Below are 21,100 nucleotides of genomic sequence, written 5' to 3' on the forward strand. Positions count from 1 at the left end.
GGCCGCCCGCAACGAGCCCGACGAAGGCGCCCCGGTCGGTGCCGCCGATAGGTCCGTGCCCGCCGCTGGACCACGTGAGCCAGGCGCGGGCGGGTCGGCGTCCGACGGCACGGTAGCCGGGGAGCGGCCCGATCGGGGCGAGCCGGTTGATCCGACCACCGGCGGTCGAATGGTCGGGGCGGATGTCGAATCCTCCCTGCCCGCCACATCGGAGGCTCGGGCGCTGGCCGCTGCCGGCAGCGATCCCGTCGGCCGGTCGCACCCGATCGACGGCGTCGATGACGCGACGGCGGAGCGGCTGGCAGCGGCGCTGCGGTGTGCGACCGTGTCGCGGGAGGATCCGGCCGAGATCGACGATGCGGCGTTCGCGCTGTTGGCCGAGCACCTGGAGCGGTCGTTCCCGCGAGTGCATGCCGAGCTGGAACTGGAATTGTTCGGGCACAGCAGGCTCTACACCTGGCCCGGGACGGATCCGTCGCGGACGGCGGCGATCCTGCTCGCGCATCAGGATGTCGTTCCGGCCGATGATCAACCGCATTGGACGCATCCGCCGTTCATGGGTGTCGTCGATGAGCAGTACATCTGGGGGCGCGGCGCGATCGACGACAAGAGCCGGGTGATGGCGATCCTCGAGGCCGTCGAATCAGCCCTCGCCGCGGGGATGCGGCCGGCGCAGACGGTGTATCTGGCGTTCGGGCACGACGAAGAGGTCTTCGGCGACGACGGCGCTGTCCGTATGGCGCAGGCGCTGCGCGAGCGGGGTGTGCGGGCGGAACTGCTGCTCGATGAAGGCGGGGTGATCACCGAAGGCGTCGCCGATGGCGTCGCCCGGCCGGTGGCCTCGATCATGGTGGGCGAGAAGGGATACGCGACCGTCCGGCTGTCGGTGAGCGATGTCGGCGGGCACTCGTCGATGCCGGGGAAACAGACGGCGGTGGGGCGCATCGCGCGGGCGGTGGGGCGGCTGCAGGATCGGCCGATGCCGCTGCGATTGACACCGGTCATCACCGACATGCTGAGCCGTCTGCGCGCGGCCATGCCACCGGCCCGGCGCACGCTGCTCGGCATGGCAGGGGTCGCCGGGCCCGTGATCACCCGGGTGCTGGCCGCCAGACCGCAGACCGAGGCGATGGTGCGGACCACGACGGCGCCGACCGTCATCCGCGGCGGGGTGAAAGCCAACGTGCTGCCCCAGCACGCCGAGGCGCTGATCAACTTCCGGATCCTGCCCGGCGACTCGGTGCACGGAGTGCTGGAACACTGCCGCCGCGTCGTCGGCGATGACGGCGTGCGGATCGAGCTGGTCGGCATGTCATCGGAGCCGTCTCGGGTCGCCACTGCCGGCCCGGCTTTCGACCGGATCGCCCGCCTGGCCAGCGAGGTGGTGCCCGGTATCGTCGTCACCACCGGCCTGGTCCCCGGCGCCACCGACTCGCGCCACTACGACGATCTGGCCCGCACCCGCTGCAACTTCGCCCCCGTCGTCTTCGACCGGACCGATCTCGAACGCATCCATGGAACCGATGAACGGATCTCCCGCGTCAACTACGCTCGCCTCATCGCATTCAACCGGCGGCTGATCGACCAGCTCGCCGACCCGGCGCCACGCCCCACCCGAGGAACCGACACATGAGCCAAGCCGCCGAGCCGGACAAGCACTCCGCCTCCAGCACAACCGATTCCGCGACCACCGACACCGGAAACGGTGCCGCGAGGACCCCGGCAAAGAAGGCCACCACGCGGGCCTCACGCGCCACCAAGAGCACATCCTCCGGCGCCGCGTCGGGCGCGGCAGCCAAGAAGGCCGGAACGGCGGCGAAGAAGGCCGGCACAGCGGCCGAGAAGACCGGCACAGCAGCGGCGGCGAAGAACACCGGCACGGCGGCGAAGAAGGCCGGCACGGCTGCCAAGACCGCCGCGAAGGCGACAGCGCGCGGCGCGGCGAAGGGCGCTGCGGCCACATCCGCCGCGACCAAGAGCACGGCCGACTCCGAGGTGACAAGCGCGGGCACGCCCGCTTCCGGCACCGCCGATTCCACCGCCGCCCCGGCGAAGAAGCGACCCGCGAAGAAGGCCGCGCCGAAACCGGTGACCACGGCCTCCGCCGACGCTGCCACCACCGGGTCGACGCCCGAAGCCGCCACCGGCACCACCGGCGACCGTCCCGCGAAGAAGACGGCCGCGAGCACGCGCGCCCGCAAGACCACTTCGACCAGCCCGGCATCGCGCCCGGCTGCGAAGAAGTCCGCTACCAAGGCGGCCGCATCGAGCTCTGCTACCGCGGACACCGACGCCGCACCCACGAACACGCAAGACGCAGGCAGCTCCGAACCGCTGGGCGCTGCCGCGAATACAAAGGCATCGAGCTCCGCACCGGACTCCGCCACCGCAGTCACCGATGCCACAACCACCAACACGCAAGAAGCAGGCGGTACCGAACCGGCCACCGCCGCAGCAGGACCGGCCACCGACGACGCTTCCGAGGCCAGCTCCGCCGTCGCTGCTTCAGCCGAGACCAGCGCGGGTTCGGGCAGGATCGGCGTCGATTCAGGCGAGACCGACGTAGTTCCGGCCGAGTCCGACGCAGTATCGGCCGAGACCGACGCACCTTCGGCCGAGACGAGCGCAGCCCCGGGCGAGACCAACACAGCATCGGCCGACACCGAAGCGGTTCCGAGCGCATCCAGCGCGAATTCGGGCGAGTCGAGCACAGTTTCGGCCGAGACCAGCACGGTTCCGACCGCATCCAGCGCGGATGCGGCCGTGTCCAGCGCAGATTCGACCGCGACCACCAGCGAAGTTTCGGGCGACGCGAACGGCGACGACGCGGAACCCGCCGCGGGCATCGCCGTGTCCGACGACACCGCGGCATCCGGCGCCGCGACGGCACTCGACAGCGAGTCGACTGGCGCAGAGAACCCGCCGGAGAGCGCGGACGCAGCCGGCGCGAGCTCAACTGCGTCCGCGACAGATAGCGCCGCCTCGACCTCCGGCGAACAGCCCCACGCCGATTCCGGCTCCTTCATCGGGCACGGTGCCAGGATCGAGTGGCGGGCCTGGCTGCCCGAAGGCGGGGCACGCGGGGTGATCGTGCTGGTGCACGGTGTCGCCGAGCATGCCGGGCGGTATGAGCATGTGGGGCGTCGGCTGGCCGATGCCGGGTTCGCGGTGTACGCGCTGGATCATCCGGGGCACGGGAATTCCGGTGGGGCGCGGGCGAATATCGGGTCGATGGATGCGGCGGCCGATAATGTGGCGACGTTGCTCGCGATGGCGCGGCGGGAGTTCCCCGCGCTGCCCGCGTTCCTGCTCGGACATTCGATGGGCAGCCTGATCGTGCTGTTCCTGGTGACGCGGGCGCCGATCGAGGTGGACGGTGTCGTGGTGTCGGCGCCGCCGCTCGACATCCCGGTGGGCAATCCGATTCAGCGGCTGCTGGCACCGGTGCTCACCAAGCTCACACCGAATCTCGGTGTGCTGAAACTGGATTCGTCCGATATCAGCCGCGATCCGAAGGTCGTCGCCGCCTACGACAGCGACCCACTGGTGTTCCGTGGCAAGCTCCCCGCGCGGACCGCCACCGAAATACTCAACGCTGCAATCGCCGTCAAGGGTCGCCTGCGGAAGCTCACCGCACCGACGCTCGCGATGCACGGCACCGCCGACACCATTGCCGCGCCGTCGAGCACCGATCTCATCGAAAAGGGCGCGGGCGCCGAGGATCTCACCGTGCGCCGCTACGACGGCCTGTACCACGAGATCTTCAACGAGCCCGAGCAGGACCAGGTGCTCACCGACGTCGTGGACTGGTTGGAAGCACACCTCGGCACGTAGGCCGGCCCGCACAGCAGAAGGCGCCGAGGTCGACAACCCGACCTCGGCGCCTTCGCTGCTCGGACTACCTCAGTTGTACTTGTTGGCGCAGGCCGCCTCGCCCTCGAGCACACCCAGACGGAACGCCTCGAGCCGCAGATACCCGCTCTCCACGGTCTCGCCGTTGACGTCGCTGGCCGCCAGACCGTCGGAGAGAAGACCGGAAATGGCCTCGTCCAGATCACCGGCCGAGAGCTGAACTTCACGGCCCGGCTTGCTCAGTTCGGTGGTGATCGCACCGGACAGGCAGGAGGTGCGCAGGCCGGCGGTGTCCGCGCCCTCCAGCGACAGGCCCCGTGCCTTCTGCACGGCGAGGGTGTAGCGGGAGATGAAGACGACGTAGGCGTTGTAGTCGCCGCTGACGATCGCCGAGAGCGGTTTGTCCTCGTCCTCCAGCGGGCCCGCGCGCTCGGCGAGCGCCGGGATGTCGGTGCCGATGGAGTTGGCGTCCGGGCAGTAGGACACCGGCTGGGTGACGGTCACTCCGGAGCAGCTCGACGCCACACCCGAGTAGTCGTACTGCGGAGCGGCATCCGACGGCAGCGCCTCGGCCGCGGCATTGGCGACGCTGACCAGCGATTCCTGATCGACCGGCAGCTGACGTTCGCCGTGGTCGTCTTCGAAGGTGATCGGCAGGCCCGCACGGCGCTGTTCGATCTCGTCCTCATTGATCGCCTTGCAGGCTTCGGCGCCGCTGGTGTAACCCATCTGCACGGCGGTCACCCGCTCGAACGCCGAACCGTGCACGTTGTCCGGGTCGTCCGGGTCGCGGTCGCGCACCGCGACGGTCGCGCCGAGCACACCGTTGAGGCCGTCGGTGGTGTTCATGGTGAAGTACTGGGAATCGCCCTCGGCGACGTAGCGCAGGTACACACCGGCCAGGCAGTCGGCCTGCTGTTCGCGCACCAGCCCGGGGGTGCGCCGGTCGGAGATCTTGGCCTGGCCTTGCAGGGCGTGGCCGTACTCGTGGGCCAGCACCATGACCACCGACATGTCGCCGAACTCTTTGACCAGCTCAGGGAGCAGCACGCCGCGGTCCCAGCCGATCGAATGGTCGGAGCCGCAGTAGGCGGCATTGACCATTTGATAGGTGTCGATGGTGCAGAACTCGACCGCCTCGGATTTCGGCGCCAACGCGGACCAGGAGATCAGCTGCTGCACCGGCTCGAAGGTGCCGGGAAAGGTCTTGCTGTACTCCTTTTTCCAGAATTCCTGCACGTCGTAGACGGCGTTGAGGGCGAGTTGGTCCATCGGCCCGCCGTCACCGTTCTCGGCCTGGATCGGCGCGTCCGGGGCGTCGGGGCGCGGCCCGCTCGGACCGGTGCTCGACGTGGCACCCGCGATCTGCCACGGGTTTTCCTGCCCCGGACCCGACTGCGCTGCCTCGGCCGATTCCGAACAGCCGGTGAGCACCAACGCGGCGCACGCCGCGATGGCGGCGGCAAAGCGCAGCCGCTTGCTCCTTGTCACTTGAATGCCTCCCCAAGTTCGACCGGGCCGGAATACAACCCGGGCCCGGACCGGCGCCGCATGCGCCTGCCGTCCGAGCGCTCCACATCGTAATCGCTCGGCGGCGCCGATACGCATCGTCGCGGCGGAAATTCGCGGCGATGCGGTGTCTCGATCAGTGCAAGTGGATGCGGGCCAGGACGGCGCGATGGTCGGTGCCCGGCACGACCATGGTCCAGACCTCGTCGGCGGCGGCGTCGGCGAGCAGGACGTGGTCGATGCCGATGACCGGGCCCCAGCTCCGGTCCTGCGGGTAGCTGCGCAGTGGGCCCGCCCCGGCCTGATCGGCGGCGGATTCGAAACGGCCGCGCAGCAAGTCGCGGAAGCCGCTGTGGTCGCGGGTGGCGTTGAAGTCGGCGCCGACGATGGCCGGACGCTGCTCCACATCGAGAAGGTCGCGAATGGCGCTCAATTCGCGCTGCCACCTGCCGAAATCCACCGGCGGCGGTACCGGATGGAAGGCGTAGACCGCGATGGCGCCGCGATCGGGGTGGTCCATGATCGCGGAGATGTTGTTGAGCAGGAATCCGTCGTAGTTCTCGGTGTCGCGCAACGGGTATCGGCTGTAGATGCCGGTGCCGACGCCGCCGGCCTCGGAATCTTCCAGGTAGTGGTACGGGAGCAGAGTGTCGATTCCGGCGGCGGTGAGTCCGGCGACGGCGGCGGGGGTGAGCTCGTTCAAGGTGAGCACATCCACGCTCTGCGCGCGCACGGCCTCGACCACCGCACCCGTATCCGCCCCGCCGAACAGCAGATTCGACTGCATCACGGTCAGTTCCGGCCCGGTGGCGGCGTGGCCGTCCGGCACGTAGATCGGTACTTGGGTCCACAACGCCGCGGCCACCGCGACGCCGGCGGCGATCATGCTGCGCCGCCCGCGAGCGATGGCGAACAACACCAGCGCCACGATCGTGCCGAGCATCAGCAGCGACGCACCGGAAGCCAGCAGGACCATCGTCCGCCGCTGCGATCCGCTGAAGTACAGCGCGATCCCCGCGACTCCCGCCAGCAAGGCAACCCACCCCGTGCCGAGCAGCGCTCGGTTCACCCATGTTCGCATGTCTGGGACCCTAGAACGGGCCGGTGACGGATTCGTGGATCAATTGTGTGGATCCTGTGAGAATCGACTCGCCCGGACAGGAGGAGCACCGTGTACTTCGAAGAATTCGATTCCCCTGGCGCGCTCACCCGCGACGCCGCCGAAGCGTTGCTCGACGTGGCGGGCCGCTACTCCTCCACCATCGTCGTCACCGCCAACGCGCACTCGGTGCACGCGCCGCTACTGCCGCTGTGCTGGGAAGAACTCGGTATCGCGGCAGGTACCGCGGTCACCGTCACCGCCGACAACGGGCATCAGCCGCCCGATCTCGAAGACCGCCGTGCGCTCGGCGATTTCGTCGGCAGCTTTCGCCGACTCACCGCGCCGGGCGCTCGATAGTGGTCGAGCACCGCGCCGCCGACTGCCGCCGAAGCCCGAAGCCCGAAGCCCGAAGCCCAGGTCAGCGCGGACTGTGGATGTCGAGGCCGGCCAGAAGCCTCCACTGCTGCGCCGGGATGGTGAACGGCTCGGCCGGGAGCGCCTGAAGGCACACGTGGTCGGCGCCGGCGGACAAATGCGCGGCGATCCGTTGTCCGACTCGGTCCTCCCCGATCGCGACCAACGCGTCGACGAGCCGGTCACTGCCGGGTGCGGCGAGATCGGCGTCGGTGAAGCCGAGTCGCTGCCAGCTCGCCCGGTATCCAGGGTTGGTCAGGTAGGCGCCCACGTGTGCGCGAGCGCGGCCGCGGGCATCGGCGTCGTCGGCCCCTACCACCACGGCCTGTTCGACCACGAGAGTCCGGTCCGGCCCGAGAACGGCACGCGCCTGCGCGGTGTGTTCGGGTGTCGTGAGATAGGTGATGGCGCCATCGGCCCTGTCCCGGGCCAGTTCCAGAGCGCGCGGGCCGAGCGCCGCGAGTACTCGCGGTAGGCGGCCGGAGTCCGGCAGTCCGAGCTGGGCTCGCAAGCTGTCGGGCGCGTCGAGATCGTCCAGGTAGGCGCGCAGGGCGGCCAGCGGTTTGCGGTATTCGAGTCCGAGCACACCTTCGACGACACGAGGATTGGATGTGCCCGCCCCGAACACGAACCGCCCCGGGTAGGCGTCCAGGACCGCCCGGGCCGAGGCGCGCATCCAGTGCGGATGGCGACCGTAGGTCACCGCGATCCCCGTGCCGACCACCAGCCTGCGGGTGGCGGCGAGCAGTCCGGCGGCCGTGACGAACGGGTCGTGCGCGAGCCCCTCGCTGAGCCAGATCGCGCCGAGCCCCAGGCCCTCCAGCTCCGCGGCCATTGCCCCGACCACCGGCGGCGGCTGCAGATCGAGCCCGTTCACCCAGATGCCGGTACGCGGCAGATTCGGCGGCAACATCACGTTCGGCTCCTGTCGACTACAATTCGGAATGCCATTCCGAATATACGGAATGGCATTCCAATTAGCCACAGGAGGCCCGATGGACCACGGAGAGTCAGCGCCGCCGGGCGGAGTGCGAGCCGATGCGCGCCGCAGCCGGGCACGACTGCTCGAGGCCGCGCACACCATGTTCACCAGCGAGGGCGTCGATGTGTCGTTCAATGAGATCGCCCGTCGCGCCGGGGTGGGACCTGCCACGCTCTACCGGCATTTCCCCCAGCGCGAAGACCTCATCGCCGCAGTGGTCGGCTCCAGTCTCGACGAGGTGATCACGCTCGCGAGCACTCTCGATGCCGAGCCCGATCCCGCTGTCGCGCTTGCCCGCTGGGTCGCCGCGCTGGTGTCGCACGTTCGCCGGGTCCGCGGGCTGTCCGAGGAGATCATGCGTGCCCTCGAGGTCCCCGACAACCCTCTCGCGCCGCATTGCGCCGCGGCACTCGACGCGGCAGGCACCGTGCTGTCCCGCGCCCAACAGGCGGGGCGCGCGCGACCGGAAGCCACCACCGACGACATCGTCAAGATCGCCGGCGCGATCGCGTGGACCAGCGACCAGTCCGACGCCACCGCGCAGGCCACCGATCGTCTTGTCGGTCTTGTGCTGCACGGCATCATCGATTCCGACCGCTCGCCTACCTGACGGTGCCTGGCGCCCGCCGAGCCTGTCTGCGGAATCCGCTGCGTCGCCGGACAACCGAACCCCAGCCGGTCATCCGCCTCGGTCAGGCCCCGAATACCCGCTCCACCACGCCTTTCGCGCGCCGGGTGATCCGCATGTAGTTGTCGAGGAATTCCCCGCCGTCACCGTTGCGCCAGCCCGCCGCGTACGCCACCGCCGACAGCTGCGGGCCGGGCGCGGGCAGTTGATCGCTCGGTTTGCCGCGCACCTGGACCAGGGCGTTGCGGGCCTTGGTCGCGATGAGCCAGGCCTGGCGCAGCAGGTCGACGTCCTCGGGGTCGAGCAGGCCCTTGCGCTCGATGACGTCCAGCGTCTCCAGCGTCGAGGTGTTGTGCAGCTCCGGTACCTCGTGGGCGTGGCGCAGCTGCATGAGCTGGACGGTCCATTCGATATCGGCGAGCCCGCCGCGGCCGAGTTTGGTGTGGGTAGCCGGGTCGGCGCCGCGCGGCAGGCGTTCGGAATCGACGCGGGCCTTGATCCGGCGGATCTCGCGCACCGATTCGGCCGACACCCCGCCCGCCGGATACCGCACCTCGTCGATGAGGTGCAGGAACCGCACACCGAGCTCCTGATCTCCGGCGACCTGGTGGGCGCGCAGCAAGGCCTGCACCTCCCACGGCTGCACCCACTGCTCGTAGTAGGCCGCGTAGGAGGCGAGGGTGCGCACGAGAGCGCCGTTGCGTCCCTCCGGTCGCAGCGCGGCATCCACCTGCAGTGGCGGGTCGGTGCTCGGCGCGCCGAGCATGCGCTGCACCCGCTCGGCGATGCCGGTGGCCCAGCGCACGGCCTTGGTCTCGTCCTCGCCGGGGCGCGGATCGCAGACGAACAGCACATCGGCGTCGGAGCCGTAGCCGAGTTCCATGCCGCCGAGCCTGCCCATGCCGATCACCGCGAAGTCGGCCGGTGCGGGTGCGCCGCGTTCGGCCTCGCTGGCCCGGATCACCGCCCGCAGCGATGCCTCGAGCACCGCGACCCACACCGACGACAGGGCCCGGCACACCTGCGGCACATCGAGCAGGCCGAGCAGATCGGCGGAGGCGACCCGGGCGAGTTCGTGCCTGCGCAGCGAGCGTGCCGCGGCGACCGCGCGGTTCGGGTCGTCGTAGCGGGCGGCGGCGGTGAGGATGCCGCGGGCGACGTCCTCGGGTTGCGGGCCGAGCAGCAGCGGCCCGCTGGGCCCGTCGGCGTACATGCGGATGGTCTCTGGCGCGTTGATCAGCAGATCGGGCAGGTAGGCCGAGGAGCCGAGCACGATCATCAACCGCTGCGCGACCGCACCCTCGTCGCGCAGTTCGCGCAGGAACCAGGTCTGCTCGGCCAGCCCCTCCGAGACCCGCCGATAAGCCAGCAGGCCCGCGTCCGGGTTGGGGGTATCGCCCAGCCATTCCAGCAGCGTCGGCAGCAGCAGCGCCTGGATACGACCCTTACGCGACACCCCTCCGGTGAGTGCGCGCAGGTGGCCGAGCGCGTGTTCGGGGGCGGCGTAGCCGAGGGCGGCGAGCTGGCGCACGGCCGCATCGGGGCTCAACCGCAACGCGTCCGAATCCAGCCGGGCGACCGACTCCAGCAGCGGCCGGTAGAACAGCTTGGCGTGCAAACGCCGCACCCGGACGGTGTTGCGGCGGATCTCCGTGCGCAGCACCCCCACCGCGTCCTGGCGCCCGTCGGGACGCATATGGGCGGCCCTGGCCAGCCAGCGCATGCCGTCGGCGTCGTCGTCGGCGGGCAGGGTGTGGGTGCGCTTGAGCCGCTGTAGTTGCAGCCGGTGTTCGAGCAGGCGCAGGAACTCGTAGGAGGCGGTGAGGTTGGCGGCATCGTCGCGGCCGACGTAGCCGCCGGCCGCCAAGGCGGTCAAGGCTTCGACGGTGCCCTGCACATGCAGGGTGTCGTCGACCCGGCCGTGCACCAATTGCAGCAGCTGCACGGCGAATTCGACGTCGCGCAAACTACCGTGGCCCAGCTTCAGTTCACGTTCGCGCAGGTCGGCGGGCACCAGATCCTCGACGCGGCGGCGCATGGCCTGCACGTCGGGGACGAAGTCGGTGCGTTCGGAGGCCGACCACACCATGGGCATGAGCGCGTCGCGGTATTGCTCGCCGAGGGCCAGGTCACCGGTCATCGGGCGCGCCTTGAGCAGCGCCTGGAACTCCCAGGTGCGCGCCCAGCGCTGGTAGTAGGCGATATGCGATTCGAGAGTGCGCACCAGCGCACCGGCCTTGCCCTCGGGGCGCAGCGCGGCGTCGACCTCGAAGAAGGCGGCGCTGCCGATGCTCATCATCTCCGCGGCCAGCCGAGCGGCGGTGGCGTCGGCCGGTTCGGCGGCGAATACGATATCGACGTCGGAGACGTAGTTGAGTTCGCGCGCACCGCATTTGCCCATGGCGATCACCGCGAGCCGCACCGGGCACGGCTCGTCGCGGCAGACCCGGGCGACGGCGACCGCCAGCGCCGCGGTCAACGCGGCATCGGCGAGGTCGGTGAGATGGCGGCCGACCACCTGATACGGCAGCACCGGCTCGTTCTCCACGGTGGCGGCGAGATCCTGGGCGGCCAGCAGCATCAGCTGATCGCGGTAGCGTTTGCGCAGCAGCGCAACGACTTCCGGGCCGGACTGCCCGGCCCGGAACAGCATCGGCGCGGCGTTCGGGCCCGTCTCCGGTACCGCGTCGACGGCGTCGAGCAGATCGGCGACCAACTCGTCGCGGTCCGGGAGATCGGTGCGGCGCAACGACTTCCACGCCGACGGATCGGCCACCAGATGGTCACCGAACGCCGTCGACGAGCCGACAAGAGCGAACAACCGGCCGCGCAGGGCCGTATCGGTGCGCAACGCCGAATCCAGCTCGGCCCACTCGTATCCGAGCGCTTCACGCAACCGGATGATCGTATTCAGCGCCAGGTCGGCGTCGGGCGCGCGCGAGAGCGCCCACAGCAGCGGGATGCCATCGATGTTGTCCCATGCCAGTTCGGCCAGGGAGGCGGCAGCCGTCGGCTCGAGCAATCCGAGACGGCCGACGCCGGGGACAGCGGAGCGGGCAGTCGGGGGCCGGACCATGCTTTCAAATTACATGCTCGCGCGCAGGTCGTGGTGGGCACGACCGCACCGCGGCCTCACAGCCCGAGATACTCCCTGAGTTCGAACGGCGTCACCTGGCTGCGGTAATCGGCCCACTCCCGGCGCTTGTTGCGCAGGAAGAAGTCGAACACGTGCTCACCGAGGGTTTCGGCGACCAGTTCCGAGCGTTCCATCGCCTGCAACGCCTCGTCGAGGGTGCCCGGCAGCTCCCGGAAGCCCATCGCGCGGCGCTCGGCGGCGGTGAGCGACCAGACGTCGTCCTCGGCCTCCGGCGGCAGCGTGTAGCCCTTCTCGATGCCGCGCAGGCCTGCGGCCAGCAGTACCGCGAAGGTCAGGTACGGGTTGCAGGCCGAATCAGGGCTGCGGATCTCGACACGGCGCGAGGAGGACTTGTTCGGCGTGTACATCGGCACCCGGACCAGCGCGGACCGGTTCGACCGGCCCCACGAGGCCGCGGTGGGCGCCTCGCCGCCGTGGATGAGTCGCTTGTAGGAGTTGACCCACTGGTTGGAGATGGCGCTGATCTCGGGGGCGTGCTCGAGGATGCCCGCGATGAACGCGCGCGCGGTCGCGGAGAGGTTGATCGGATCGTCAGGATCGTGGAAGGCGTTCGCCTCGCCCTCGAACAGGCTCATGTGGGTGTGCATGGCCGAGCCCGGGTACTGGGCGAACGGTTTGGGCATGAACGTCGCGCGCACGCCCTCGTCGATGGCCACTTCCTTGATCAGGTAGCGGAAGGTCATCACGTTGTCGGCCATGGACAGCGCGTCGGCGTAGCGCAGATCGATCTCCTGCTGGCCGGGCGCGCCCTCGTGATGGCTGAACTCCACCGAGATACCCATCGACTCGAGCGCGTCGATGGCGTGGCGGCGGAAGTTCGGGGCGGAATCGTGCACGGCCTGGTCGAAGAAGCCGCCGCTGTCGGCCGGCACCGGATCGGCGCCGTCGGGGGTGTTCTTGAGCAGGAAGAACTCGATCTCTGGATGCACGTAGCAGCTGAAGCCGACGTCACCGGCCTTGTTCAGCTGACGGCGCAGCACATGCCGCGGATCGGCCCAGGACGGTGAGCCGTCGGGCATGGTGATGTCGCAGAACATGCGCGCGGAATGCTGGTGGCCCTTGCTGGTCGACCACGGCAGCACCTGGAAGGTGGACGGGTCGGGGCGGGCGACCATATCGGCCTCGGAGATCCTGGCGAATCCCTCGATGGCCGAACCGTCGAAACCGATGCCTTCCTCGAAGGCGCCTTCGAGTTCGGCGGGGGCGATCGCCACGGACTTCAGATAGCCCAAGACGTCGGTGAACCAGAGCCGCACGAAGCGGATGTCCCGCTCTTCGAGCGTCCGCAGCACGAATTCCTTCTGGCGATCCATGACCGCGACTGTAGGCACCCGGCGTTAAATCTGTGTTACATGGCGACACGGGGTTTGTATCCCGCGATGTGAGCTCACCTGCGCGTCAGCACCTGAGCCCGGGTTGCGGCGCGATCAGCTCGGTCAGGTAGGCGACGACCGCGTTGTCCACACACGGCGAACCCTCGTTCAGCACCACGGTATGGCTATCGCCTTCGTAGGTGATCAACGCGGCGCCCAGCTGCTCGGCGAGGTCGACGCCGGCCTGATACGGGGTGGCCGGATCGCCGGTAGTGGACACCACCAGCGTCGTCGGCAGGCCCTGCACCGAGATCTCGTGCGGCTGACTGGTATTGGGCACCGGCCAGCTCGCACACAACTCCAGCGGCGCGGCCCCGGTACCGCGGCCGTCGTCCATGAACGGAGCGGCCTTGCGGTACTCGGCGTCCTGCCGTGCCGCCACTGCCGGATCGGTGATGCGCGGATCGTCGACGCAGCGGATGGCGTTGAAAGCGTCGTTCAAATTGTTATACGTGCCGTCTTCGTTGCGTCCGTTGTACAGATCGGCCAGCTGGAGCAGCGTGTCGCCGCGACCCTGGCTCAATTCGGTCAGCCCGAGCGACAGCACGCGCCAGAAGCTTTCGCTGTAGAGCGTCTGCCGCACGCCGGTGAGCGCATCGCCGTAGCTGAGGCCGCGAGCGTCGGTGGTGGCGGCGGGCTTGTCCCACAGCGGGTCGACCAGCTCCCGGAACCGCTTCACCGCCGTGGACGCGTCGTTACCCAGTGGGCATTCCGGCCGGGTGACGCAGTCGGCGGCGTAGGCGTCGAAGGCCTGTTGGAAGCCTTCGGCCTGGCGCAGCGATTCCTCCACCGGGTCCTGGGTGGGATCGATGGCGCCGTCGAGCACCAGGGCGCGCACGTTGCCGGGGAACTTCTCGGCATACGCGGTGCCGAGGCGGGTGCCATAGGAGTAGCCGAGGTAGCTGAGCTTCGGATCACCGAGCACCGCCCGGATGACGTCCATGTCCTGCACCACCTCGCGGGTGCCGACGTGGGCCAGGAACTCCTTGCCGGTGCGTTCGACGCAGGCGTCGGCGTATTCGCGGTTGTCGGCCTCCTCGGCGGCGATGCCCTCCGGGGTGTTGACCACCGGCGGCTCGGCGCGTTCGGCGTCGGCTTCCTGCGGGGTCAGGCAGGCCACCGAGGGCGTCGAGGCGCCGACGCCACGCGGATCGAATCCGACTCGGTCGAAACGTTCGGCGATCGCGGTGCCGCCGCCGACCGTCACGGTGGACAACCCGGACATACCGGGTCCGCCCGGGTTGAGCAGCAGCGAGCCGATGCGGTTCGCGCCCTCGGCCTTGACCCGCGACAACGCGATCTGTGCGGTCGCGCCATCGGGATCGGCGTAGTCGACCGGGACGGTGATCCGTGCGCATTCGGTCGCAGGTGGCAGCGATTCGTCCGGGCCGGTGAAATCCGCGCAACTACCCCACTGCGGGGTCTGGGTGTAGAACTCGGCGAGTCCGTCCGGCGGCGGGGGCGCCGCGACCGCGGGTTCCTGCTTCGACTCGGCACAACCGGCCGCCAACGCCGTCACCGCCAGCACCGTCACCAGCACACCACGCCCACTCCGCACGGCGCCATGCTAGCCGCGATTCCGGTCGCCGCCGCACCGCGCCAGCTGGGCCGGGCCGGTCTGCGCGGCGCGCGGACCGCCGCCGCGCAGCGTGGGACAAGGGAACCGGCGCACGGCATCGGGCCGGCGAGCAACAGCGCAGCGACGGCCGCGCATCCGATGACGGTGGCCGCCGCATGTGACCAACCGCACTGGTCGCGGGCCTTAAATGCGTAGTGCGGCCGGTGGCACACTGGATGGCGTCACCCAGACCCGGGGACCCGTACGACGGGCCTCGAGGACGACGAAAGGGACGATGATGTCCGTATCCGATTCGGAAACCCCCGCCTACGGCGCTGCCTCGGCCGAGGCGAAGCCCCGGCGTAAGACCCGCGTCCATCATCTGCAGCAGATGAAGGCGACGGGCGAACGCTGGTCCATGCTCACCGCCTACGACTACTCGACGGCCCGGCTGTTCGAGGAGGCCGGCATTCCGGTGCTGCTGGTCGGCGATTCGGCGGCCAACGTGGTCTACGGCTACGACACGACCGTGCCGGTCACCGTCGACGAGCTCATCCCGCTGGTGCGCGGTGTGGTGCGCGGCGCGCCGCACGCCCTGGTGGTCGCCGATCTGCCGTTCGGCACCTACGAATCCTCGCCGCAGCAGGCGCTGGCCACCGCGACCCGGTTCCTGAAGGAAGGCCAGGCGCATGCGGTGAAGCTCGAGGGCGGCGAACGGGTGGCCGAGCAGATCGCACTGATCACCGCCGCGGGTATCCCGGTGATGGGCCATATCGGCTTCACTCCGCAGAGCGTCAATACCCTTGGCGGTTTCCGGGTGCAGGGCCGCGGCGACGGCGCCGAGCAGCTCATCGCCGACGCCATCGCGGTCCAGGAAGCGGGCGCGTTCTCGGTGGTGATGGAGATGGTCCCGGCCGAACTCGCCGGCCAGGTCACCCGCAAGCTCACCATCCCCACCGTCGGGATCGGGGCCGGCGCCGATTGCGATGCCCAGGTGCTGGTCTGGCAGGACATGGCCGGCTACACCAGCGGCAAGACCGCCAAGTTCGTCAAGCGTTTCGCCAACACCGGCGACGATCTGCGCGCCGCGGCCGCCGCCTACGCCGAGGAAGTTCGCACGGGCACCTTCCCCGGGCCCGAACACAGTTTCTGAACCGTCGACAACGAGCTCGGCCGGGCCCGCGCGGATCCCTCCCGCGCTGCCCGGCCGACGCCGTTGCGGCCCCCTCGTCTAACCCCACACCCGACCCCGGCCCGGGAACACCGCACCGCCGGGGTACCGGAAAAATGGCAGACTCGTATCGACAATCTCGAGTCGAGCAGAGGTACTGATGCCGGAACGCCGTTGGATTTCCCGGAGCACACTGGTGGTCGCGGGAGCATGTGCTGCTGTCCTATTGACCGCGTGCGGAGGTGAATCCGGGACCGGCTCCAGCGGTACGACCGGGACGACGACCGCCGTGCCCACCAGCCTTCCGGCGACCACACCTGGCGCCACGTCCCCCGCCCCCGGCACGCCGCTCGAGGTCTCCGATTCCGCCGCGACGGCCTTGTGCGAGATGATCCGCCCCGAGCTGTCGAACTGGCGGGTGCAGGGCCCGACCCTCGGCCGCATCGGCTTGAACGCCATGGTGCACGACTGGGCGCTGCGCAACGGCGCGATCAACGCCCAGGTACTCGCCGATAAGCAGTCGATCGACCGGATCACCACCAAGGCCTGCCCCGAGGTGCGACAGGAGGCGATCGACGCGCTGCAACTGCCGGATCTGGCGTCCGGCCTGGCATTCTGATGCGCACCCTTTACCCGCCGATCGAGCCGCATCAGCAGGGCATGCTCGACGTGGGTGCGGGCCAGTCGGTGTACTGGGAGGTCAGCGGCAATCCGGACGGTAAGCCCGCGGTGTTCCTGCACGGCGGGCCCGGCGGCGGCACCGCACCATTCCATCGCCAGTTCTTCGATCCGGAGCGGTACCGGATCGTGCTGTTCGATCAGCGCGGCTGCGGGCGCTCCACCCCGCATATCGCCGACGGCGCGGATCTGTCGGTGAACACCACCGACCATCTCATCGCCGATATCGAGCAGTTGCGCGAGGCGCTCGGCGTCGAGCAGTGGCTGGTGTTCGGCGGATCGTGGGGTTCCACCCTCGCGCTGGCCTACGCGCAGCGGTATCCGCAGCGGGTCACCGAACTGGTGCTGCGCGGGATCTTCCTGTTGCGGCGCAAGGAAATCGACTGGTACTACAACGGCGCGGCCGGCTACGTCTACCCCGACGAATGGGAGAAGTTCCTCGCACCGGTGCCCGAAGCCGAGCGTGACGGCGATCTGGTGCAGGCCTATCACCGGTTGCTGCACTCCCCCGACGAGGAGATCGCCACCGCGGCCGCCATCGCCTGGTCCACCTGGGAGGGTGCGACGAGTTCGCTGCTGCCGCAACCGGATCGGGTCGCCGAAACCGGTGAGCCGCGCTTCGCGCTCGCCTTCGCGCGGATCGAGAATCACTATTTCCGGCACGGCGGTTTCCTCGACGAGGGACAGTTGTTACGCGATATCGACACGATCGCCGACATTCCCGCGGTGATCGTGCAGGGCCGCCACGACATCGTCTGCCCGGCGGTCAGCGCATGGGAATTGCACCGCGCCTGGCCCGGTTCGGTGCTGCACATCGTCGACGATGCCGGGCACGCCGCCAACGAACCCGGAATCACCCACCATCTCGTCGAAGCCACCGACGGGTTCGCGAAAGGACGCTAGGTCATGACGGCCACCGCCGCAGACGCGCTCATCGCGGCGCTGGGTGAGGACATCGACCGGCTGCTGGCCGCCGAACCGGAGGTGCGCGCCGACGCCTGGGATTCGGTGCATCAGATGCGCGTGGCCACCCGCAGATTGCGCAGTGTGCTGCGGTCCTATCGCCGGTTGTTCAAACGCAGGCCCGCCGCCGCGATGGTGGCGGAGCTGGCCTGGCTGGCCGGGCTGCTCGGGGTCGCCCGGGATGCGGAGGTGCGGGCCGAACGGTTCGCGGCGCTACTGGATTCCGAGCTCACCGAAGGTGCCGATCCGGATGTGCTCGGGGCCGTCACGCATCGGCTGGTGGCCGCCGAGCGGGAGCGGTACTCGGCCGCGCACACCGAGGTGCTCGGCGCGCTGGACAGCGCACGCTATCGCGCGTTGCGGGATCAGCTCGCGAGCTGGCGGACTGCGCCCCCGCTGCGCAAGGCACGGGTCAGCGGGCCGGCCGACGACGCCTTCCGCTCGGTGTTGCACCGCGACCGTGCGCGCCTGCAACGGATGGTCGGCGCGGAGGTCACCGTCGCCCCGGCGGATCGCATCGAGCTGCTGCACGATATCCGCAAGGGCGCCAAGCGGTTACGGTATTCCTGCGAAGCCGCGGCCGACACGCTCGGCGGCGAGGCGGACGAACTCGGCAGCCAGGCCAAGCGGTTGCAGACAGTTCTCGGTGATCACCGCGACGCGGTCGAATCCCGTGCAGCCATCCTCGCCCGCGCCGCAGAAGCACGGGCCGCCGGCGAATCCACGGCGCTGTATTCCGCGCTGGCAGACGCCGAAGACCGGGCCGCCGGTGAGCATTTGGCGAAATACCCTGTCACTGCGGCTTCGCTGCTGCCCGGTTAGGCGTGCTCGGTATCGCGGGAGCCCCGGCCACGCGTTCGACCGAGTAAGTCGGCGGGTGTCGACCCACTACCTCGGCGGACGTCGGCTCAACGGCCCGGCGCGTATCCGCTCGTCATCATCCGCGTCGGACGTTCTGCACCATCGCGACCGGGCCTCAACGCACGTGGGTGAACAACACCTTCCGCGCCACCGGATCCGCCGATGCCAAACGCACCCGCGCCCTGGAACCCTCGGTCGGCGACCCCTCACAGGGACCCACCAGCGGCGGGTCGGCGATGAAGATCTCGGCGGGCCGGTTGCCATTGCCTTCGCGTACCACGACGGCCTCGAATTCGGCGCCGATGCGCTGCGACAGCAGGGTCGCCTCGGTCAGGTCGATACAGGCGCGTTCGACCTTGTTCGCCACACCGTCGCTGCGTTTCATCGTCTCGGCGGTCGCGGCCAGGCCGTCGCGCACCCACTGCGGCACCGGGGTGCCAGCGCAGTGGGCCAGGCAGATCTCGGTGGTGAACCGGTCGACCAGGCGCCGCAGCGGCGCGGTGACATGCGCGTACGGCGCGCCGATCGCGCTGTGGCGCAAGCTGTCCGAGGACGGGTCGGTGCCGTCGAGGACGGTGTAGGCGGCGCCGCGCAGCAGGCCGGTGGCCTCGGACATGAGCACCAGCGTCGCCGGCGAATTGGGATCGAGTGCCGCCAGCATCCGGCCCACCGGCTCACCGGCGGGCCAGTCGATGCCGAGGGCGGCGGCGGTGCGGCGGATCGAGGCAATGGCCGAATCGGGTGGCGGCGGCATGGTGCGCAGCAGGCCGATGCGTTCGCCGGAGCCGTCGGCGCCGTCGAGCATGATGCGGGCCGCGCACATGCCTGCCAGCAGCGACACCTGCTCGTTCCAGTCGTCGGCGGCGGTGCGCGGTTCGAGCACCAGGCGCCAGTGCCCGTCGGCGCCCTCGTCGCGGATCACGCTCTGCGCAGGCAACCGCAGTTCGATCGCGCCGCGTTCCAGTCCGGCCGCGATGCGTTTGGTGCCGAATTCCGGCAGCGCCGCGATCGAGGGGTGCAGGCGGCCGGCGTCGGCGTCGGCCTGCACACCGGCATAGTCGAGGCGGGCCCGGGAGCGCACCAGGGCGCGCTCGACCGAATACCGCAACGGCTCGGCGTCGTGATCGAGTTCGATGGTCCACAGGGCGGCCGGGCGGGTCTCATCCGGCAGCAGACTGGCCGCGTTCTCCGACAGCACCGGCGGATGCAGCGGCACGGTGGTGTCGGGCAGGTAGAAGGTCTGGCCGCGGGCGCCCGCTTCGGCGGCCAGCGCGCCGTCCGGGATGACCACGGCGCCGAGGTCGGCGATGGCGTAGTGCAGCAGGAAGCCGGTGCCGGTGCGTGCCAGGTGCAGCGCCTGGTCGAGATCCATCGCGCCCGGCGGGTCGATGGTGACGAACGGGATGTCGGTGCGATCGGAGCGGTCGCCCGCGAACACGTCGACCGCGTCGCGGGCTTCCGCGGTGGCCTCGGCCGGATAGGCCGAGGTCAGTCCGAATTCGGATCGAATGGCGCCGAAATCGACCGGCGCCGAGACGATCCGCTGGTGGAGTTCCACGCTGAGAATTCTATGTCGCTACTTCAGCGCCAGCATGGTGCCGCTCAGCTGGTCGAACGGCCCGAAGACGGTGAAAACGACGCGGCCCTCGGGATACTCCGACGACAACGCCGCCGCCGAGTCCAGGGCGTAGCCGAACGACGCCGCCGACGGGTGCGGCAGCCCGGCGATGGTGCGCCCGACACCACTCTGGTGCACCCATTTGGTGTCGGCGGGGGTGAGGTCGACCTGCACCCCACCCGGCAGCGGAGTCACCGCCACCGCGCCGGCGTTACCGGCCCCGAGCGTGGCGAAAACCGATGCGGCCCCGGCGATCAATGCGCCGGCGACCAGAGAACGAACTACCCGCATATGAGTTGAGACCTGCTTCCCGAGAGTTTCAGTGTGAGGTGATGCATCGCGGCCCCGCGAGGCATCTCGATCCAACGGCGACCACTCTATGACCTCTATCACGTTCTCGGCCAGTTCCGGATGAATCCGGCACCTCAGCGGCGCCGACTCGGCAGCCGGCGGGCTCGGTCGCTGCTAGGGTGGCCGAGCGTAACCGTCCCGTAAGACGAAATCTTGGGAGTTCCGCACCTCATGTCCACTCTTGTGTACGACTACCTGCTGCCCCTGCTCGGTCCCGAACAGGCCGCCAACTTCGCGCGGATGCTGTTGATCGGCCCCGCCTGAGGTAGTTGCGCAGTCGCCTCCCGCTGCTCGTGCGGGAGGCGTTTTGCCCCGGGTGCCGCTAGCATCCGGCAACGTGATCAGAACTTCCGCCGCCATCGCGGCAACTGCCAGCGCCCTTGCCCTGTTCATCGCCGGTTGTGAGGACGAGACGACCTCGAGTTCCGCGCAGTCCACGGCCTCCGGTTCCGCGACCGCATCGGCCACCGCATCGGCCACCGAGTCCGGCGATGCCGCGGCGCCGTCGACGGGCACGACCTCCCCGAAGGGCGATATGAGCCTGGATTCGGTCAAGATCGGCTCCTTCGTCGTCGCCTACAAGCAGGCCTTCCCGAGCCTGGCCGAGGGCCGCAGCGACGAGGAGATCGGTGAGATCTTCACCGAGACCTGCGACGATATCCACGAGGGCAAGGCCGAGGACGAAGTCCTCACCGAAATCTCCAACCGCACCAAGAACGGTCGCGGCTCGGCGTCGCCGGAGGAGTCGAAGGCCATCTACGAAATGATCAAGGTGCTCTGCTGATCACAGTGCTCTGAGACCTGCGAAGACTGATACCGACGCGGGGGGGGGCCCTCCTGGGGTGCCGCTCCCGTTTGCTTTGGGGGGTAAGAAGGGGTACGA

The 21,100-nt window shown here is 69.5% G+C and carries 18 protein-coding genes; 9 read left to right on the forward strand and 9 right to left on the reverse strand.

The window, feature by feature from the left end; all coding sequences use genetic code 11:
* Positions 1-169: 169 nt before the first annotated feature.
* The gene (locus AC4HOU_RS20975; RefSeq protein ID WP_490725007.1) at positions 170-1,633 is read left to right on the forward strand and encodes a M20 family peptidase; all 1,464 of its coding nucleotides are present in this window, start codon (positions 170-172) and stop codon (positions 1,631-1,633) included.
* On the opposite strand, the gene AC4HOU_RS20980 is transcribed toward AC4HOU_RS20975, so the two are convergent.
* Positions 1,566-2,792, reverse strand: a complete 1,227-nt coding sequence (locus AC4HOU_RS20980; protein WP_490725008.1) for a hypothetical protein — start codon at positions 2,790-2,792, stop codon at positions 1,566-1,568. The two genes, AC4HOU_RS20975 and AC4HOU_RS20980, sit on opposite strands and share 68 nt — an antisense overlap.
* Between AC4HOU_RS20980 and AC4HOU_RS20985 the strand changes: the two genes are divergently transcribed.
* Positions 2,764-3,834, forward strand: coding sequence for an alpha/beta hydrolase (locus AC4HOU_RS20985; RefSeq protein ID WP_490725009.1), 1,071 nt, complete (start codon positions 2,764-2,766; stop codon positions 3,832-3,834). The genes AC4HOU_RS20980 and AC4HOU_RS20985 overlap by 29 nt on opposite strands.
* Positions 3,835-3,903: 69 nt before the next feature.
* On the opposite strand, the gene AC4HOU_RS20990 is transcribed toward AC4HOU_RS20985, so the two are convergent.
* Positions 3,904-5,343 (reverse strand): neutral zinc metallopeptidase, encoded by a 1,440-nt coding sequence (locus AC4HOU_RS20990; RefSeq protein WP_490725010.1) that lies wholly within the window; start codon positions 5,341-5,343, stop codon positions 3,904-3,906.
* Positions 5,344-5,497: 154 nt separating this feature from the next.
* Positions 5,498-6,442 carry an endonuclease/exonuclease/phosphatase family protein gene (locus AC4HOU_RS20995; RefSeq protein WP_490725011.1) on the reverse strand — a complete coding sequence of 315 codons (945 nt, stop codon included), beginning with the start codon at positions 6,440-6,442 and terminating at the stop codon, positions 5,498-5,500.
* A 90-nt stretch (positions 6,443-6,532) separates the two neighbouring features.
* Here AC4HOU_RS20995 and AC4HOU_RS21000 point away from each other — a divergent pair, with 90 nt between their 5' ends.
* On the forward strand, positions 6,533-6,820 hold the full coding sequence (locus AC4HOU_RS21000; RefSeq protein WP_163814200.1) for a hypothetical protein: 288 nt from the start codon (positions 6,533-6,535) through the stop codon (positions 6,818-6,820).
* Between the two features lie 61 nt (positions 6,821-6,881).
* Here AC4HOU_RS21000 and AC4HOU_RS21005 read toward each other — a convergent pair whose 3' ends face one another.
* The gene (locus AC4HOU_RS21005) at positions 6,882-7,790 is read right to left on the reverse strand and encodes a TIGR03620 family F420-dependent LLM class oxidoreductase (RefSeq protein WP_490725072.1); all 909 of its coding nucleotides are present in this window, start codon (positions 7,788-7,790) and stop codon (positions 6,882-6,884) included.
* An 82-nt stretch (positions 7,791-7,872) separates the two neighbouring features.
* On the opposite strand from AC4HOU_RS21005, the gene AC4HOU_RS21010 reads away from it, so the two are divergent.
* Positions 7,873-8,469 carry a TetR/AcrR family transcriptional regulator gene (locus AC4HOU_RS21010; protein ID WP_490725012.1) on the forward strand — a complete coding sequence of 199 codons (597 nt, stop codon included), beginning with the start codon at positions 7,873-7,875 and terminating at the stop codon, positions 8,467-8,469.
* Between the two features lie 82 nt (positions 8,470-8,551).
* Here the strand turns inward: AC4HOU_RS21010 and AC4HOU_RS21015 are convergent, their stop codons facing one another.
* The 3 genes from AC4HOU_RS21015 to AC4HOU_RS21025 form a co-directional block, all read right to left on the reverse strand.
* Positions 8,552-11,563 (reverse strand): bifunctional [glutamine synthetase] adenylyltransferase/[glutamine synthetase]-adenylyl-L-tyrosine phosphorylase, encoded by a 3,012-nt coding sequence (locus AC4HOU_RS21015; RefSeq protein WP_195007259.1) that lies wholly within the window; start codon positions 11,561-11,563, stop codon positions 8,552-8,554.
* A 56-nt stretch (positions 11,564-11,619) separates the two neighbouring features.
* The gene (gene glnA, locus AC4HOU_RS21020) at positions 11,620-12,957 is read right to left on the reverse strand and encodes a type I glutamate--ammonia ligase (protein ID WP_036535109.1); all 1,338 of its coding nucleotides are present in this window, start codon (positions 12,955-12,957) and stop codon (positions 11,620-11,622) included.
* 85 nt (positions 12,958-13,042) lie between these two features.
* Positions 13,043-14,575: an alpha/beta hydrolase gene (locus AC4HOU_RS21025; protein WP_416383099.1), complete on the reverse strand. Its 1,533-nt coding sequence runs from the start codon at positions 14,573-14,575 to the stop codon at positions 13,043-13,045.
* A 298-nt stretch (positions 14,576-14,873) separates the two neighbouring features.
* Here AC4HOU_RS21025 and panB point away from each other — a divergent pair, with 298 nt between their 5' ends.
* The 4 genes from panB to AC4HOU_RS21045 all read left to right on the forward strand — a co-directional run bounded on the left by panB (position 14,874) and on the right by AC4HOU_RS21045 (position 18,209).
* Positions 14,874-15,728: a 3-methyl-2-oxobutanoate hydroxymethyltransferase gene (gene panB / locus AC4HOU_RS21030; protein ID WP_163814196.1), complete on the forward strand. Its 855-nt coding sequence runs from the start codon at positions 14,874-14,876 to the stop codon at positions 15,726-15,728.
* 307 nt (positions 15,729-16,035) lie between these two features.
* The gene (locus AC4HOU_RS21035) at positions 16,036-16,365 is read left to right on the forward strand and encodes a hypothetical protein (protein ID WP_138446550.1); all 330 of its coding nucleotides are present in this window, start codon (positions 16,036-16,038) and stop codon (positions 16,363-16,365) included.
* A complete protein-coding gene (gene pip / locus AC4HOU_RS21040) occupies positions 16,365-17,327 on the forward strand; it encodes a prolyl aminopeptidase (RefSeq protein WP_163814194.1) in 963 nt (320 codons plus the stop codon). Before AC4HOU_RS21035 ends, pip begins: the two co-directional genes overlap by 1 nt.
* A gap of 3 nt (positions 17,328-17,330) precedes the next feature.
* Positions 17,331-18,209, forward strand: a complete 879-nt coding sequence (locus AC4HOU_RS21045) for a CHAD domain-containing protein (protein ID WP_194989807.1) — start codon at positions 17,331-17,333, stop codon at positions 18,207-18,209.
* Between the two features lie 154 nt (positions 18,210-18,363).
* Here AC4HOU_RS21045 and AC4HOU_RS21050 read toward each other — a convergent pair whose 3' ends face one another.
* Together AC4HOU_RS21050 and AC4HOU_RS21055 are read right to left on the reverse strand one after the other, a co-directional pair.
* The gene (locus AC4HOU_RS21050; protein WP_490725013.1) at positions 18,364-19,806 is read right to left on the reverse strand and encodes an RNB domain-containing ribonuclease; all 1,443 of its coding nucleotides are present in this window, start codon (positions 19,804-19,806) and stop codon (positions 18,364-18,366) included.
* A gap of 18 nt (positions 19,807-19,824) precedes the next feature.
* Positions 19,825-20,157: a hypothetical protein gene (locus AC4HOU_RS21055; protein ID WP_138446546.1), complete on the reverse strand. Its 333-nt coding sequence runs from the start codon at positions 20,155-20,157 to the stop codon at positions 19,825-19,827.
* A 397-nt stretch (positions 20,158-20,554) separates the two neighbouring features.
* On the opposite strand from AC4HOU_RS21055, the gene AC4HOU_RS21060 reads away from it, so the two are divergent.
* Positions 20,555-21,001, forward strand: coding sequence for a hypothetical protein (locus tag AC4HOU_RS21060; RefSeq protein WP_490725014.1), 447 nt, complete (start codon positions 20,555-20,557; stop codon positions 20,999-21,001).
* The last annotated feature ends 99 nt before the right edge of the window (positions 21,002-21,100 follow it).

The organism is Nocardia sp. JCM 38205 (assembly GCF_058222935.1).